Source organism: Pseudovibrio sp. Tun.PSC04-5.I4 (assembly GCF_900104145.1).
Classification (GTDB): Bacteria; Pseudomonadota; Alphaproteobacteria; order Rhizobiales; family Stappiaceae; genus Pseudovibrio.
The window spans coordinates 3,286,436-3,302,500 of the sequence record NZ_FNLB01000006.1 but is presented as its reverse complement, the minus strand read 5'-3'; the positions used below and the strand labels follow the sequence as shown (position 1 = coordinate 3,302,500).

Below are 16,065 nucleotides of genomic sequence, written 5' to 3'. Positions count from 1 at the left end.
GAGCCTTGAAGATTTCAATGCTGGTTTTGCACCGCTCTCGGAGCAATCCTTTGAAAACATTCAAGTCCGCATTACAGAAGAAAACGTTTCTTTCCAGCCAAAATCACGCAAGACAACCCAAGCAAGTCAGATAGAGGAACGCATTGTCCCTATTCTGACCCAAACAGATTTTATTGATGTATTGCTGGATGGTGAAGCCTCAGAACGAGAGGCCGAGGGTTATATCCAAGCCTTCACAGACAATTATGGTATCAAATCCATCAAGTCAGGCCAGATATTCCGGCTATCCCTTAACACAGATCAGCTTGAATCAGTTGACGGCATTCTCGTTCGCGTCAGCATCTATGAAAATCAGCGCCATATCGGAACAATCGCACGCACCGATGAAGGAGAATTCGTTGTAGCTCCCGAGCCATCCTCCGAAATGGTCGCGGATGCTTTTGCCTCACAGAAACAGAATTCATCTGGCCCACGTGCAAACTATTACAATTCCATCTATCAAACTGGACTTGAAAATGAAGTCCCGCAGTCCCTGATCAAAGAACTCGTCCGGATTTACTCCTATAGTGTAGATTTTAATGCCCCGGTTAAGGCCGGCGATGAAATGAGCGTTTTCTATGGATTGGAAGCAGACCAAAACAACGGTGCCTCTGAAATCCTCTACACTTCCATTGTCGTCAATGGCAGAACCTACCGGTTCTACCGCTTCCGCACACCGGATGATGGTGTTGTCGATTACTATGATGAGAACGGGCAAAGTGCGAAACAATTCTTACTACGCAAACCCATTGCATCAGGACGCTTCACCTCAGGCTTTGGTATGCGCCGGCACCCTATTTTGAAAACCCGCCGCCTTCATACAGGAACAGATTGGGCGGCACCGCGTGGAACCCCTATTTTAGCAGCTGGCGACGGAGTTATTCAGAAAGCGGCGTGGTCAGGCGGTTATGGTAAGCGTGTCGAGATCAAGCATTCGAATGGGTACGTCACCACATACAACCACATGACCCGCTTTGCCAAAGGCATCAAAAAAGACGGAAAGATCCGTCAGGGGTCTGTCATCGGGTATGTTGGAACGACTGGCCTCTCTACCGGTAACCACCTCCACTATGAAGTCAAGGTCAACGGTCGCTTCGTGAATTCGCTAAAAATCAAAGTCCCTCAGGGACGCATTTTGGAAGCGAAAGCTCTGACAACCTTCAAGAGCGAAAGAGATCGCATTAATGCACTGATGGAAACGGGGCGTTCCGGTCAACGCGTCGCGTCATTGGGTAATTAAAAAGGGCCGGTTATCCGGCCCTTCTCGCTTCTAATAGTTAAGTCGCTTCAAACAGCAGGCGATCCGTCCCAGCGCATACTTTGATGTGTTGCCCATCCGACAAAGTACCGGAGAGCAACATTTCAGCCAATGGATCCTGCACCTGTTTCTGGATAACCCTTTTCAAAGGCCGTGCGCCGTAAGCAGGGTCATAGCCTTTTTCAGCAAGCCAGCCCATAGCGCCATCGTCCAGTTCAAGAATCATCTTCCTGTCATCAAGCAGCTTCTGTAAACGTACCAGTTGAATGTCAACGATCCGAGACATCTGCGACCGCTGCAAGCGGTGGAACAAAATGATCTCATCCAGACGGTTCAGGAATTCCGGACGGAAGTGCGCTTTTACCGATTCCATCACCGGACCACGCACCGCATCGGCATCTTCCCCCTCACCTTGAGAAGCAAGGAACTCTGAGCCGAGATTTGAAGTCATGATGATAAGCGTATTTCGGAAATCAACCGTCCGCCCCTGCCCGTCTGTCAAACGACCGTCATCCAGCACTTGAAGCAGAACATTGAACACATCGCTGTGTGCTTTTTCAACTTCATCAAACAGAACAACCTGATAAGGGCGACGGCGAACAGCTTCCGTCAAAACACCGCCTTCTTCGTACCCAACGTAGCCTGGAGGCGCACCAATCAGACGTGCAACACTGTGCTTTTCCATGAACTCGGACATGTCCACGCGAACCATAGAGGTCTCATCATCGAAGAGATAACTGGCAAGCGCTTTCGTCAGCTCAGTTTTACCGACACCAGTTGGGCCGAGGAACATGAACGAGCCAATCGGCCTGTTTGGATCTTGCAGACCTGCACGAGATCGCCGAACTGCCGTCGAAACCGCATGAACAGCTTCGAGTTGGCCAACAACCCGTTTGCCAAGCTCGTCTTCCATGCGCAGTAGTTTTTCGCGTTCACCTTCCAGCATTTTATCGACCGGAATACCTGTCCAGCGGGAAACCACCTGTGCGATGTCTTCACTGCCAACAGATTCAGTAAGCATGGCTCCTACATCCTCTGAACTTTCTGTATTGGCGATTTTCTTTTCCAGACCGGGAATAACCCCGTAGCTCAACTCACCTGCACGAGCCAGATTGCCCGTCCGTTGCGCTTGTTCCAGCTCGGTCCGAGCTTCATCTAACTGTTCTTTGAGCTTTTGCTCGCTGTTCAGCTTATCTTTTTCAGCCTGCCAGCGTTGTGTGAGAACATTAGATTCCTCCTCAAGATCGCTCAGTTCTTTTTCGAGACGCTCAAGACGGTCCTTGGTGGCACCTTCGTCTTCTTTTTTCAGCGCTTCCCGCTCAATTTTAAGCTGAATGATACGCCTGTCCAATTCATCAAGCTCTTCTGGCTTGGAATCGACCTGCATCCGCAAACGGCTACCAGCTTCATCAACAAGATCGATGGCTTTATCTGGCAAAAACCTGTCTGTGATGTAGCGGTTCGACAGAGTAGCTGCAGACACAATCGCACTGTCAGAAATGCGTACGCCGTGATGAAGCTCGTACTTCTCTTTGATCCCACGAAGAATGGAGATCGTATCTTCCACAGTAGGTTCACTGACGAACACCGGTTGGAAGCGCCGTGCCAAAGCGGCGTCTTTTTCAACATGCTTGCGGTATTCGTCCAATGTCGTCGCACCAACACAATGCAGCTCACCACGCGCAAGCGCAGGTTTCAGCAGATTGGATGCATCCATAGCGCCATCCGCTTTACCAGCACCAACAAGTGTATGCATTTCGTCAATGAAGAGGATCACTCCCCCAGCTGCGGCTTGCACTTCATTGAGGACGCCTTTGAGGCGCTCTTCAAACTCACCACGATATTTTGCACCGGCAATCAAGGAGCCCATGTCGAGCGAAAGCAGGTCTTTGTCCTTCAAACTCTCGGGCACATCTCCATTTATGATGCGCAGAGCCAGTCCTTCCGCAATCGCGGTTTTACCAACACCCGGCTCACCAATCAGTACAGGGTTATTTTTAGTCCGGCGGGAAAGCACCTGAATAGTTCGGCGAATTTCCTCATCGCGGCCAATAACAGGGTCCAGTTTACCGTCGCGTGCTGCTTGCGTGAGATCCTGGGCGAACTTTTTCAGCGCATCATATTGATTTTCAGCGGAGGAAGAGTCCGCAGTGCGGCCTTTACGCAGCTCATTGATCGCTTCATTAAGCCCGTTTGGAGTGACACCGCCTTGCGCCAGAGCTTTACCAGCTTTGGTGTCCTTCTCCATCGCCAAAGCTAAAAGCAGCCGTTCCACTGTGACAAAACTATCGCCCGCTTTGTCGGCAATCTTTTGTGCTTGCTCGAAGAGCCGCGCCGTTTCTGGCGATAGGTACAACTGCCCGTTCCCACCACTTACTTTTGGCAGGGCAGCAAGGTCAGTTTCTATTTGGAGACGAACATCCTGCACACGCCCACCAGCCCGCTCAATCAGACCAGCGGACATACCTTCGCTGTCATCCAGCAAAACCTTTAGAATATGGGCAGGAGTAAATTGTTGATGCCCTTGTCCCAGAGCATATGTTTGCGCAGATTGAATGAACCCGCGCGCACGGTCGGTGTATTTCTCAAAATCCATTTATATCTCCTATGTGCCAAATCACCCGAAGCATGACCAAGCATTTTGGGAGGGTCCGAGCCTTACATAAGCGCTCGAAGTAGGAGACTTTCTCCTACACCCTTCATATAGTTAGTCAAACTGCCGACAAAAGAGGGGTCCCGCAAGATCTTGCCATAATCCTTTGATTCTCATAGTTTCTATCTGCCTAAACAATGGGATTTAATATGATTTTTTCACCTGCTCAGATTGCAGCACTCAAAACCCACCCGGTCAAAGGCCTAACGGCCCACCCACTCCAGTTTGCCGATCTTCAGGCAGGTGGCGTATTTCCAATGGATCGGGCATACGCCATAGAGAACGGGCCATGCGGTTTTGATCCGGCCGCACCCCAGCATATCTCCAAGAGCAAGTTTCTGGTTTTGGCTCGATATGCTGAGATCGCCGAAATCAACTGCACATATGAGTTAGAACAACAAACCATCACCCTGGCAAAGCCCGGTGCAGATAAGCTCACGCTCTCTCTCAACACAGCCGATGGACAAGCTGCGCTGGCAGCTTACTTTTCACAGCATATGGCCGAGAAAGCGATTGGGCAGTTGCGCGTGCGCCACTCCAATACCCATTCGTTCACAGACACGCCTGAAAACACAATTCATGTGGTCAATATGGCGAGTGTAAATGCTCTTTCAGAAACATTGGGGGTTCAGATTGATCCTGCTCGCTTCAGAGCCAACATTCTAGTCGAGGGCATTCCGGCCTATGAAGAGTTGTCTTGGGCTGATCACAAAGTGCATTCCAGCTCTGGCCTTGAGTTCAAGTTCGTAAAACGAACCCGCCGATGTGCCGCTGTGGATGTAAACCCACAGACCGCAGAGCGGGATACCAACATCAATAAGGCACTCCGCGAGACACTCGGCCATATGGATGTAGGTATTTATCTAGAAGCTTTGAATGATGGCAGATTGACAGTCGGAGACACGCTCCACGTGGAGTAGACCTCATACCGATTTAGACCAAAAGAAAAACCCCGCTCACAGGCGGGGTTTTTGTATTTCTTGCAGGACAGCAACGTATCGCTATCGCCTCTCAATTTTTAAGCGGCCACTTTAGCTTTCGCCGTCGCCAGTTGTTTCCAAAGCTACCGGAGCTGGAGCCGGAGCATCGCCCTCCGGGGCATCCTGCGCAGGCACGCGAGGTGAACGGCTACGCTGTGTTCGTGCTGCACGTGGAGTACGAGCCCGAGGTGTACGGCGTGTCTTTGGCACAGCTTCTTCTTCACCACCCTCTTTAGCTACAGAAGGCTCAGCCGGAGCTGGGGCAGAAGTTGGAGCCTGAGCCGGGGCGCTAACTGGAGCCGCAGCCGGAGCAGTCACTGCACGAGCTGGAACCGGTTTCGGCGCACTGGCTGGAACTGGAGCGCTGGCAGGAGCCACGACACTAGCTGCAACTGGAGCCGGAACACTGGCAGGAGTCGGAGCTGGGGCACTAACTGGAACCGGAGTGTGAGCCGGAGCTGGTGAACGTGCTGGAGCACGAGTGCGAGCTGGCGCGCGCGATCGAACTGGAGCATCATCTGTTGGGCGACGAACCCCACGACCACGAGTTCCGCGCACACGGCGCCGAGGCCCATCGTCGTCATCGTCATCGGCAACAGCTGGCGGAGCTGGCCGTGCACCTTCATTCGCGTCAGAAGCGGTCACTGATCCGATAAACGGCTGAGGTGCGTCCAGACCCATAACGGGTTGAGGTGCAGCCACAACTTCCTGCTCTTCATTCATTAAAGCACCATTTTGTGCTTCAACAGAAGCAGGCGCTTCATCGTCCTCGTTACGAGAAGAAGGAGCAGGACTCTGTGTCGGTTGAGGTTGTGCAGCAGCTACAATACGCTGATAGTGCTCAGCGTGCTGGTAATAGTTCTCAGAGATAATTCGATCCCCTGAGACATGTGCATCACGCGCAAGCTGCTGGTATTTTTCAGCAATATGCAAGGCAGTTCCCCGGATTTTTACATCCGGTCCGTTTGACTCAAAACTTCTGGTCAAAGCGTTTGGAGCTTTACGTCCCCCGCCACTACTATTGCTATTGCTATTGCTACCACCGCGTCCACGCATACGCTGCTTATTATTCTGATTTCCTGGTCTCATTCTGCCGTTAACTTTCCGGAACAGCGCTTCGATCCAAAATCGAAGTCTCTTGGGAGTTATAGTTCTCCCGGATTCCAAATGCCGTTAATGAGATTAAGTCGAGCAAGCTACAAAAGCGCCCAACATCGATTGTACTCACAATCGAACATATATCTGCTTCAATGCGACATCCGACAATTGTCTGCAGCAATACAAATGCACTGCTCTTTCAATTTAACGATACGAGGGGTTGCTCAACAATCTGCTTTGAAACTATCAACCGATGTCTGTGCCAGGCTCGCCTCACTGCAAGTGAGTGCCCATCCCCTTCGTTTTCAGCTACTAGCTGTTACCGCTTGTCGGCGAGATGAAAGTATCCCGTTCCGACGTATTTTCCAAGGGGTTTTTTCAAAGTTATTGATTTCTTCGCCAATCATGGAAAAACAATCACAATGACCCTTGGCTGACCTGCCAGATCAAGCTGACACTGAGCTTCTAACCCTACAATATCCTTTGCAAGGCTCGCAAGTTCTTCAGCTTGATCAAATCCTATCTCCATAAGGAGTCCACTATTTCCCTTAAGAACTCGTTTAGCGTTACCTATCAATTCTCTGTAGGCAGCAAGTCCATCTTCGCCGCCATCCAACGCAAGCATAGGATCGTGCGCTTTGACTTCCTCAGTAAGGCCTTCAATCACCTCACTCCGAATATACGGCGGATTGCTCACCACAAAATCAAAGGGCCCCTTCAAGGCATCCAAATATGACCCTCGAACTGTTAAAAACCGCGTCAAAACCTCATTATTCGCGGCGTTTAACCGTGCTGTATGTAAGGCTTCTTCGCTAACATCAACGGCAACACAAACAGCGTTGGGTAACTCGCTCAACAACGCAATTGCGATCGCGCCAGTACCTGTACCAACATCGGAGAACAACCAAGGCTTATCCAGCCCTCCATTGGCCTGACAAAACGCCAGCGTGGCTTCCACAAGTGTCTCAGTATCCGGCCGAGGTTCCAGAGTTGCACTTGAGAGTGAAAACTCCAACCCCCAAAACTCTCGCTTGCCCAAAATACGACCGACAGGTTTACCTGCAAGGCGTTGCTCCACAAACGTTAAAATCCTAGAAAGTGCTCCAGGCACGACAATTTCATCGTAATGCAAAGCAAGGTTCTTAGGCTCATACCCACACGCCTCGGCTACAAGAATGCGCGCATCTAGATCTCCGTCAACAAGGTGCGCATCACGAAACAGGCTTCGCACCTTAAGGTACAAAGCCTGAATGTTCTTAAGCTGAGACAACTCAGAGAGAGAGGACATTAAAGCCCTTCGTCAGCAAGCAGATTTGCCTGGTGGTCCAGGATCAGCGCTTCAATCACCTCAGAAGTCGCCTCTCCCGCCATCATCTGTTCAAGTTTGTAAAGCGTCAAACCGATACGATGATCCGTCACCCGGCCCTGTGGAAAATTATAGGTACGAATGCGTTCAGAACGGTCACCGGAACCAACCTGCACACGACGAGCCTCAGTCCGCTCATCCGCAGCACGCGCACGCTCCACATCATAGATTTTCGCACGCAGCAGTTTCATAGCGCGGTCTTTGTTTTTATGCTGAGAACGCTCGTCCTGCACTGCAACCACAATACCGGTCGGGTTATGCACAATACGCACAGCTGAATCGGTCGTGTTCACATGCTGACCACCCGCACCAGATGCACGATAAGTATCGATGCGCAAATCCGCTGGGTTGATGACCACGTCAACTTCTTCCGCTTGCGGCAGAACTGCGACAGTTGCCGCAGAGGTATGAATACGGCCACTGGATTCTGTATCAGGCACACGCTGAACACGGTGAACACCAGACTCAAACTTCAGCCGACCAAACACTTCTTGCCCGGTAATCGCTGCAATAATCTCTTTGAAGCCACCCATATCTCCATCTGAAGAAGACATGACCTCAACCTTCCAACCGTTTGCATCGGCAAAACGCTGGTACATGCGGAACAGATCACCCGCGAACAGAGCAGCTTCATCACCGCCCGTTCCTGCGCGCACTTCAAGAATAACGTCGTGAGTATCAGCTTTATCTTTTGGCAGCAGGCCAACGCGAACTTGCTGTGTCAGCTCTTCAACGGTTACAACAAGCTCATCGCGCTCAAGCTGCGCAAGCTCCTTCATTTCCGCATCGCTTTCAGGGTCGTTTAAAAGGGCTTCCGCACCTTCCAAATCGCTCTCAGCTTTACGCAAAGAACGAATAATCTGCACAATTGGATCAAGTTCAGCATAATCACGCGAAAGCTTAACATAAACATCAGGCGCCGGAGCGGAGGCCATCTCAGCCTCGATGCCTTCAAAGCGTGCTAGCATTGAATTTAGTTTTTCTGGCGCCAGCATTTCGCGGCAACTCCTTAAGCGTTAGGCAATGAAGCAAATGAGCGGCCAACACCTTTGTCTGCCGCAATCAAATTTACGTTGCTTATACTGGAATATTGTTTTTGGTTGCAAAGTTCGTCAGGAACTCTCGGATATCGCCCGATCCATTACCTGCTTCCAGCTGAACCAGCAACTGCTTTGATAAAGCAGATAGATCCAAAGACCGTAACATCGCCTTAACAGGGCCGATAGAAGCGGGAGACATGGAGAGATTTCTGTACCCGATTGCCAGCAAAGCCATGGCCCCAAGCGGTTGCCCACCCAGTTCACCACACAGCGTAACAGGTGTATCCATTTTCTCGCCCACAACAACAATATTCCGCAGCGCCCGCAGGAAGCTCGCAGAAAGCGCATCAAAACGCTCAGCAACCAGTGTATTGCCGCGATCAACCGCATAGAAAAACTGGAACAGGTCGTTGGAACCAACAGATACAAAATCCACTTCATTGTAGATTTCTTCCAGTTGGTACAGCAATGCCGGCACTTCCAGCATCACACCAAGCTTCAGTTCTTTCGGCGTACCATGACCATGCTGACGGAGGTGTTTCAGTTCACGCTCCACATAATCTTTAGCCTGCCGGAACTCGGAAACATCCGCAACCATCGGGAACATGATCCGCAAAGACCGGTCAGCTCCAGCATGAAGCATCGCTCTGATCTGGGTCCGCAACAATCCCGGCCTGTCCAACCCAAAGCGAATTGCACGCCAACCCAACGCAGGGTTCTCTTCCTGAGCCAGACGCAGATAAGGCAGCACCTTATCACCACCGATATCCAACGAGCGGAACGTCACCGGCTTTTCGCCAGCCGCATCCAACACATGAGAATACAGCGAGTGCTGTTCTTGCATCCGTGGGAAAGCAGAGGCGACCATAAACTGGAGTTCTGTCCGGAATAACCCGACGCCATCCGCGCCCGCATCTACCAAACTTGGGAGATCTACAAGCAAGCCAGCATTAAGCAACAGGTTTACCTCTGTCCCGTCCTTGGTAATGGACGGCACATCGCGCAGCTGACGATAAACTTCCTGACGCTTGGACCGCAAGCGAACCTTATCAGCAAAGGCTTGTTCAACATCACTTGCCGGGCGCAGGTAGATCTGACCGATTTCACCATCAACAATAATCGCATCGGATGCTTCAACCAGCGAAACGATGTCTTCCACCTGTCCAACAGTTGGAATACCCAAAGCACGGGCTACAATTGTTACGTGGCTCGTGGGTCCGCTTTCTTCCAGAACGAGACCACGAATGCGCTCACGATCATAATCCAGCAGCTCAGCGGCGCCCATATTGCGGGCGATAATAATCGCATCTTTTGGAAGATCTTCCTCGCCGCTGTGGTTCTTACCCATCAGCTCACGAATAAGACGGTGAGCAAGATCATCTAGATCATGCAAGCGCTCACGCAGGTAAGGATCAGTCTGCCGAAGCATCTGAGCGCGCGTGTCGCTCTGAACCTTCTCAACAGCAGCTTCAGCCGTCAAACCGTTGCGGATCGCTTCTTCAATCTTCCGGACCCAGCCACGATCATAAGCAAACATCCGGTAGGCTTCGAGAACCTCACGGTGCTCGCCGTGCTGAGAAAACTCACCACTTGCCAGCATATGATCGAGGGATTGTCGCAAACGAGCAACTGAATCTTCAAGACGCTTGCTTTCTGCCTCAGCATCCTCAGCAATCAGATTGGTGATAACCACACGTGGTTCATGAAGAACAACGTGGCCAAGACCAATACCATCAGCAAGGGCAACGCCCTTGAGATGCATTGGCCGGATCACATCAATCGTAGTTCCTTGCTGAGCAATTGCTTCAAGCTCACCAGCAGCCACCATTTCTGCAATAACCATTGCCGTGGTTTGCAGCGCCTCAACTTCATCTTCGAAGTAAGTTCGGTGGTCTTTGTTCTGTACAACCAACACACCAAGGGTCCGGCCCGCACGCAGAATGGGGACACCAAGGAAGGAGTTATAATTCTCTTCGCCCGTTTCCGGGCGGTAGGCAAACGCGGGGTGCGCTTGCGCATTAGGCAAGTTTAGTGGCCGTGCATCAGAAGAAATCAGACCAACGAGACCCTCACCAACCCGCAATGAGGTGTGATGCACAGCGTCCTTATTGAGCCCTTCTGTTGCATACAGCTCAAGAACTCCATCCGCGCGCAAAATGTACACGGAACACACTTCTGCCACCACATTTGCCGCGATCAGACGTACAATCTTGTCGAGCCGTTCCTGCGCGTTAATCGGTTCCGCCATCACTTCACGAAGCTTACGGAGGAGTACGCGTGGTCCGGCCAAGCTGCTGCGCATGCTCCGCCCTAACTTATATTTCTGCTGGCCACCTTAGGCCACGTTGTGCCTTGGACTGTGCCAAGACACAACAGTATTGTCGACAGTAGGAAACCTAGCCGTCAAGTCCGTATAGCGAATGAAGAGTACGCACTGCAAGTTCCGTATAAGCGGAATCGATCAACACCGAGATTTTAATCTCGGAAGTCGTTATTGCGCGAATATTAATCCCCTTCTCAGCCAGTCCTGCAAAGCACTGTGCTGCAACACCGGCATGCGAACGCATACCCATGCCTATAACGGAAACTTTTACAACATCGGTAGCGCCTTCGATATTGTCGAAGCCGATTTCCCCAACGTTCTCCTCAATTACCTTTCGTGCACGATCATAATCGCTTTCTGGCACAGTAAAGGTAATGTCGGTTGTCTTCCCATCTGGAGAGATGTTCTGGACAATCATGTCTACGTTGATGTTGCCTGCGGCCAGTGGACCAAACACTCTGGACGCAATGCCAGGTTTGTCAGCAACGTTACGAATAGAAATCTGCGCTTCGTCTTTTGAATAGGCGATGCCAGTGACGACTTGTTGTTCCAAAATCTCATCCTCGTCGCAAATGAGTGTACCTACAGGTGATCCGTCAGCACCGATCTGCGGGGCTTCCGGATCATCAAAGCTGGACCGCACAAACGTGCGAACGCCATGAACCATCGCCATCTCGACAGAACGAACCTGCAAAACCTTTGCACCGAGAGACGCCATTTCAAGCATCTCTTCAAAAGCAACACGGTCAAGGCGGGTCGCTTTAGCAACCACGCGCGGGTCTGTTGTGTAAACACCATCCACATCTGTGTAGATATCGCAGCGATCTGCCTGAATTGCGGCGGCAATTGCCACTGCACTCGTGTCAGAGCCACCACGTCCGAGCGTTGCCAGCCTGTTGTCTGGCGCAACACCCTGGAACCCGGCGCATACAGCGACCTGTCCACGCTCCAGACGCTCAATGAGAGTTTGACCTTCAATACTCTCAATACGCGCCGCACCATGGGCTTCATTCGTACGGATTGGGATTTGCCATCCTTGCCAGGACCGCGCCTCCACACCCATATCTTGCAGCACAATCGCCAACAAGCCAGAGGTTACCTGCTCACCAGAGGCAACCACGGCATCATATTCGCGCGCATCATGCAGCGCTGCAGCATCTCTTGTATAACCGACCAGAGTATTCGTAACACCAGCCATGGCGGAAACAACAACAGCAACCTGGTTGCCTGCTTCCACCTCACGCTTTACGTGCCGTGCAACATTTCTAATGCGCTCTAGGTCGGCAACGGAGGTGCCACCAAACTTCATAACCAAACGGGCCATCGCTTCCCAAGTTCCTCCGAGGGCCTTTGTGATAAACTGATCATCACTACAAACGGCGCCAATCCATACAACTAGCGCCCATCTATCGCAACCAGCAGCTTGACAAAAACCGCGATTAGACCCACCAGTACCACGTTAAAAGTGGAGAGTTGAGATATGAGCACCGCGCAAAAACCAAGTAACCCCGCCAAAAATCCGACACAAGGAACCATCGACCCGGCGGAAGTTGCGCATTTCTCATCAATTGCATCGGAATGGTGGGATCCCACTGGAAAATTCCGTCCTCTCCACAAGTTTAACCCAGTTCGCATTGCTTACATCAAAGAATATGCGTGTGACCACTTTGGCCGCGACGAGACTTCGCCCAAAGCTCTTGAGGGCTTGCGTATTCTTGATATCGGCTGTGGCGGAGGCCTTTTAGCAGAACCAATGGCCCGCATGGGCGCAACAGTTGTTGGCGCAGACGCTTCTGAAACCAACATTAAAGTCGCCAGTCTTCACGCTGAACAATCCAAGTTAAACATCGACTACCGCGCCCAAACAGCAGAGTCTCTTGTAGAGGCCGGTGAACAGTTTGATATCGTCCTGAACATGGAAGTTGTTGAACATGTAGCCGACGTCCCTCTTTTCATGACGTCCTGCGCGGATCTGGTTCGCCCCGGCGGTATGATGTTTGTTGCCACAATAAACAGAACACTCAAAGCCTACGCGCTTGCCATTGTTGCCGCTGAGCGTGTTCTACGCTGGCTGCCAAAGGGCACTCACAACTACGAAAAGCTTGTACGCCCGGAAGAGCTTGAAACCCCACTCAATGAAGCCGGAATGAGTATCTATGAACGCTGTGGGGTAAGCTTTAACCCTCTGACAGATCATTGGTCCAGAACAACTGATCTCGATGTAAACTACATGGTAATAGCCAGGAAGCCAGAATAACGCTTAGCGAAGAGGGAGAATGAAAATGCCAGAAAGTGTAACTGCTGAGGCTGTTGTTTTTATTCCGGGACTAGCGTGTACAGGCGCCTTGTTTGGCCTTCAGATCAGCACCTTTAAAGAGCGTCCAATCATCATTGCTGAGACATGTGATCAGGACACGATTGAAGCAATGGCCACACGGCTGCTTGCTCACGCGCCTGAGCGTTTTGCTCTTGTTGGCCTATCAATGGGAGGCTACGTCGCCCTTGAAGTGATTCGGCAAGCACCGGAGCGCGTCAGCCGTTTGGCATTGATGAACACAAACGCTAGGGATGACGCACCACCCCAAACACAGCTGCGCCACGCACTCATGGAAATCACTAGAAAAGGTGGTTACCACAAAATTGCAGCAATGCAGTACTCACAGATTGTCCACCCTGCCCGCCATGCCGATACTGCTCTAAAAAATATTGTTTTTGACATGGCTACTGATATCGGCCCAGAGAATTATTTGAGGCAACAAAACGCCATTATCAATCGTCAGGATCAGAGACCAAACCTTTCAGCAATCAAATGCCCTTGCATTATTGTAGCAGGTGAGCAGGACAATCTGATCCCCCATGACAGAAGCCTAGAAATGCATAAGGCAATCAGCCAGAGCAAACTCCATGTCATTCCCGATTGCGGCCACCTCTCCACTCTTGAGCATCCCGCTCATACCAGTGAAGTATTGCAAGATTGGCTTGGGGCTTAAATTTTCCGATAGATTTAACTAGTATTCTTGCCGAAAAGTAGCCGAGTTCCCTTAGAAACAAGGATATCTTTTTGCCAATATTTGCGCCTATAACCTAAAGCGAACGCGGCGTGAACTCTCGGCAAATGAGCATCTTCCTAACCAACAGGCTCGCTCGAAACCTTTTGTCTCAACACCCTTTTCGCCGCTCCCGAGATTTGTGATCGGAGCCAGAGGAGGCACGATGTTTAACATCGACAAAGAGATGAAAGAAGCCATGGATCGCTTGACTGCAAAGGCAGACGACTTGCCGTGGCAAGGTTGGTTCTGGGCGCAGGGCGGAGATCAACTTTCTAATACCGCTCTGGAGCATGCAGTCTTCAACAATAAAACCATGCTTGAAAGCTGCCAGGCGATGATGAATGCAAACATGGCATTTATGAACCGGCGCACCAAAGCCAACACAGATTTTCTTCAGGAACTTCGGGACTGCCCAACCGGCGTTGAGTTTTCACGTCTTGCGAGCGACTACGTACAGCAAGCTTTTGAGGATTGCCGTCAAGAAGGCACTCGCAACATGAACGAGATGACCTCGTCCATGAAAGGTACTGTCTCTAAAACCCAAAAAGCTACATCCGAAGCTCTAACCAGCATCGATGACTTAAAGGCGATGGCACAGGCTGCGCCAACCAAAGCTCCAGCCAAGCCACGCAGACGCGCACCGCGGAAAGCAACCAGTACGCGAAGTCGTGAGAAGAGCGCCGATAAACCTTCCTCGGCCCGACCCGCGGACAAAAAGGGCGTTTCAGCCTGAGAATATTCCACACAAAGAAAAAGGCGCATCCCAAGCGGTTTGCGCCTTACATACATTTTAGGGATCGGTTGGAGTTCAGTTTCTGTCTTCCGGCAAAGCGGGCAATGCCAGCAGATCAATCCCCTCTTCTATAAGTTCCTTGGCATCATCAGTCGTTGTTTCACCGTAAATGCCGCGCTCTTCACTTTCACCATAATGGATCTTGCGCGCTTCCTCAGCAAACTTGTCGCCAACATATTCTGAGGAGGAGACCACCTGCTTGCGAAACTCGCGGAGGGCCTCAACCAACTCCTTAGCTTTCGCAGGAACCTTCTGCAAATCAACAGCAGGTGCAGAAGCCGCTGAAACAGGTTCGGTCTTCTCAACATGTCCTGACTGAGAGGATGGTTGTGTTGGTGGAGCCGCTTTTTCTGCCTGCGAAGCGGCGGCAGCAGTTACCTGCGCGACCTGATGCTCAACCTGCGCTTTTTTCTTGCTGCGAGACGTCGATACGTTCGGCGCCATCAATCGCTTACTAACGGAAGAGCTATTGCAGTGCGGACAAGCAACAAGTCCACGTTCTTTCTGTTTATCAAAGTCGCCAGAATTACGAAACCAGCCATCAAAATCGTGTCCGTTGTCGCAGGCAAGAGAATAACTAATCACCCGACGATCTCCCCATTGGGAGAGATAGATGTAATTGAAAACTCGCGCGCATTTGCAATAGCTGGAATACGTTGGCGAGCTTCATCTACTTTTGAAAGGTCAATCTCACCTAACAGTACGCCGGGTTCATCATAATCCAACTCAGCTATCACACGGCCCCACGGGTCAACCATCAAACTGTGCCCATAGGTTTTGCGACCATCTTCATGCGTACCGCCCTGTGCAGCCGTAATCACAAAAGCACCGTTCTCTATTGCGCGCGCGCGTTGCAAAACATGCCAGTGAGCTTCACCGGTTTGCTTGGTGAAGGCGGCTGGTCCAGTCAAAACCTGTGCGCCAGCATTTGACTGCGCACGAAATAACGCTGGCTGACGAATATCATAGCAAATAGCCATACCAACCTTAGCGATGCCCAGATCAACGACAGGAGATACCGCGCCCGCTGTGTAACTTTCAGATTCACGCCAGCTTTCACCATTTGGCAGATCCACATCAAACATATGGATCTTGTCATAGTGCGCAACGACCTCACCCTGCGGTGAAAGCATAAAACCCCTATTCGCAAGTTTGTCATCTTTCAGGCGAATAGCCAGAGAGCCGATATGAATCCAAATATTGAACTCACGCGCAACAGCACTCAGCCGCGTCAGGAATGGGTCATCACCCTCAAAGCTTGAGGCGGCAGTTTGTGCTTTGCGGCTGCGCTCCAGCACATTGGTCATCTCGGGCGTTTGTACATAGGCTGCGCCTTGAGCTGCAGCATCTCTCACAAACCCCTCACAGATCTCCAAATTATCGAGCGGGTTGCAACCCGTTCTCATCTGAATACAGGCAGCCACAAAACTTGTCATTAAATCTCACTTTCAAAGCGTAGTATTCT

Annotated in this window: 13 protein-coding genes (1 of these 13 running past the window's edge); 5 read left to right on the top strand and 8 right to left on the bottom strand. The window is 51.1% G+C overall.

The features are described from left to right. On the top strand, positions 1-1,279 hold the 3' portion of the coding sequence (locus BLS62_RS20690; protein ID WP_208990999.1) for a M23 family metallopeptidase. The gene continues 614 nt to the left of window position 1, outside the view; the window shows 1,279 of its 1,893 coding nt (coding positions 615-1,893); the start codon falls outside the window, past its left edge; it ends in the stop codon at positions 1,277-1,279. 37 nt (positions 1,280-1,316) lie between these two features. Here the strand turns inward: BLS62_RS20690 and clpB are convergent, their stop codons facing one another. Continuing rightward, on the bottom strand, positions 1,317-3,893 hold the full coding sequence (clpB, locus tag BLS62_RS20685; RefSeq protein WP_093185149.1) for an ATP-dependent chaperone ClpB: 2,577 nt from the start codon (positions 3,891-3,893) through the stop codon (positions 1,317-1,319). 206 nt (positions 3,894-4,099) lie between these two features. Between clpB and BLS62_RS20680 the strand changes: the two genes are divergently transcribed. Continuing rightward, entirely contained in the window at positions 4,100-4,870 is a 771-nt protein-coding gene (locus BLS62_RS20680) for an MOSC domain-containing protein (protein WP_093185145.1), read from the top strand. Between the two features lie 111 nt (positions 4,871-4,981). Here the strand turns inward: BLS62_RS20680 and BLS62_RS31395 are convergent, their stop codons facing one another. The 5 genes from BLS62_RS31395 to BLS62_RS20655 all read right to left on the bottom strand — a co-directional run bounded on the left by BLS62_RS31395 (position 4,982) and on the right by BLS62_RS20655 (position 12,081). Continuing rightward, entirely contained in the window at positions 4,982-5,986 is a 1,005-nt protein-coding gene (locus BLS62_RS31395) for a DUF4167 domain-containing protein (RefSeq protein WP_200798550.1), read from the bottom strand. 445 nt (positions 5,987-6,431) lie between these two features. Continuing rightward, on the bottom strand, positions 6,432-7,316 hold the full coding sequence (prmC, locus tag BLS62_RS20670; protein ID WP_093185141.1) for a peptide chain release factor N(5)-glutamine methyltransferase: 885 nt from the start codon (positions 7,314-7,316) through the stop codon (positions 6,432-6,434). Continuing rightward, on the bottom strand, positions 7,316-8,389 hold the full coding sequence (gene prfA, locus BLS62_RS20665) for a peptide chain release factor 1 (RefSeq protein WP_093185136.1): 1,074 nt from the start codon (positions 8,387-8,389) through the stop codon (positions 7,316-7,318). The genes prmC and prfA overlap by 1 nt, the downstream gene beginning before the upstream one ends. A gap of 82 nt (positions 8,390-8,471) precedes the next feature. Then, complete coding sequence (ptsP, locus tag BLS62_RS20660) at positions 8,472-10,736, bottom strand: phosphoenolpyruvate--protein phosphotransferase (protein WP_093185132.1); 2,265 nt, start codon at positions 10,734-10,736, stop codon at positions 8,472-8,474. 94 nt (positions 10,737-10,830) lie between these two features. Then, on the bottom strand, positions 10,831-12,081 hold the full coding sequence (locus BLS62_RS20655; RefSeq protein WP_093185127.1) for an aspartate kinase: 1,251 nt from the start codon (positions 12,079-12,081) through the stop codon (positions 10,831-10,833). A 156-nt stretch (positions 12,082-12,237) separates the two neighbouring features. Between BLS62_RS20655 and ubiG the strand changes: the two genes are divergently transcribed. The 3 genes from ubiG to BLS62_RS20640 all read left to right on the top strand — a co-directional run bounded on the left by ubiG (position 12,238) and on the right by BLS62_RS20640 (position 14,540). Then, positions 12,238-13,014 (top strand): bifunctional 2-polyprenyl-6-hydroxyphenol methylase/3-demethylubiquinol 3-O-methyltransferase UbiG, encoded by a 777-nt coding sequence (gene ubiG / locus BLS62_RS20650; protein WP_093185123.1) that lies wholly within the window; start codon positions 12,238-12,240, stop codon positions 13,012-13,014. 25 nt (positions 13,015-13,039) lie between these two features. After that, complete coding sequence (locus BLS62_RS20645; RefSeq protein ID WP_208990997.1) at positions 13,040-13,747, top strand: alpha/beta fold hydrolase; 708 nt, start codon at positions 13,040-13,042, stop codon at positions 13,745-13,747. A gap of 223 nt (positions 13,748-13,970) precedes the next feature. Then, positions 13,971-14,540, top strand: a complete 570-nt coding sequence (locus BLS62_RS20640; protein WP_093185113.1) for a phasin family protein — start codon at positions 13,971-13,973, stop codon at positions 14,538-14,540. A gap of 75 nt (positions 14,541-14,615) precedes the next feature. Here BLS62_RS20640 and BLS62_RS20635 read toward each other — a convergent pair whose 3' ends face one another. After that, positions 14,616-15,185, bottom strand: coding sequence for a DUF1178 family protein (locus BLS62_RS20635; protein ID WP_093185109.1), 570 nt, complete (start codon positions 15,183-15,185; stop codon positions 14,616-14,618). Beyond that, positions 15,182-16,036 carry a carbon-nitrogen hydrolase family protein gene (locus BLS62_RS20630; RefSeq protein ID WP_093185105.1) on the bottom strand — a complete coding sequence of 285 codons (855 nt, stop codon included), beginning with the start codon at positions 16,034-16,036 and terminating at the stop codon, positions 15,182-15,184. Before BLS62_RS20630 ends, BLS62_RS20635 begins: the two co-directional genes overlap by 4 nt. Positions 16,037-16,065: the final 29 nt, after the last annotated feature.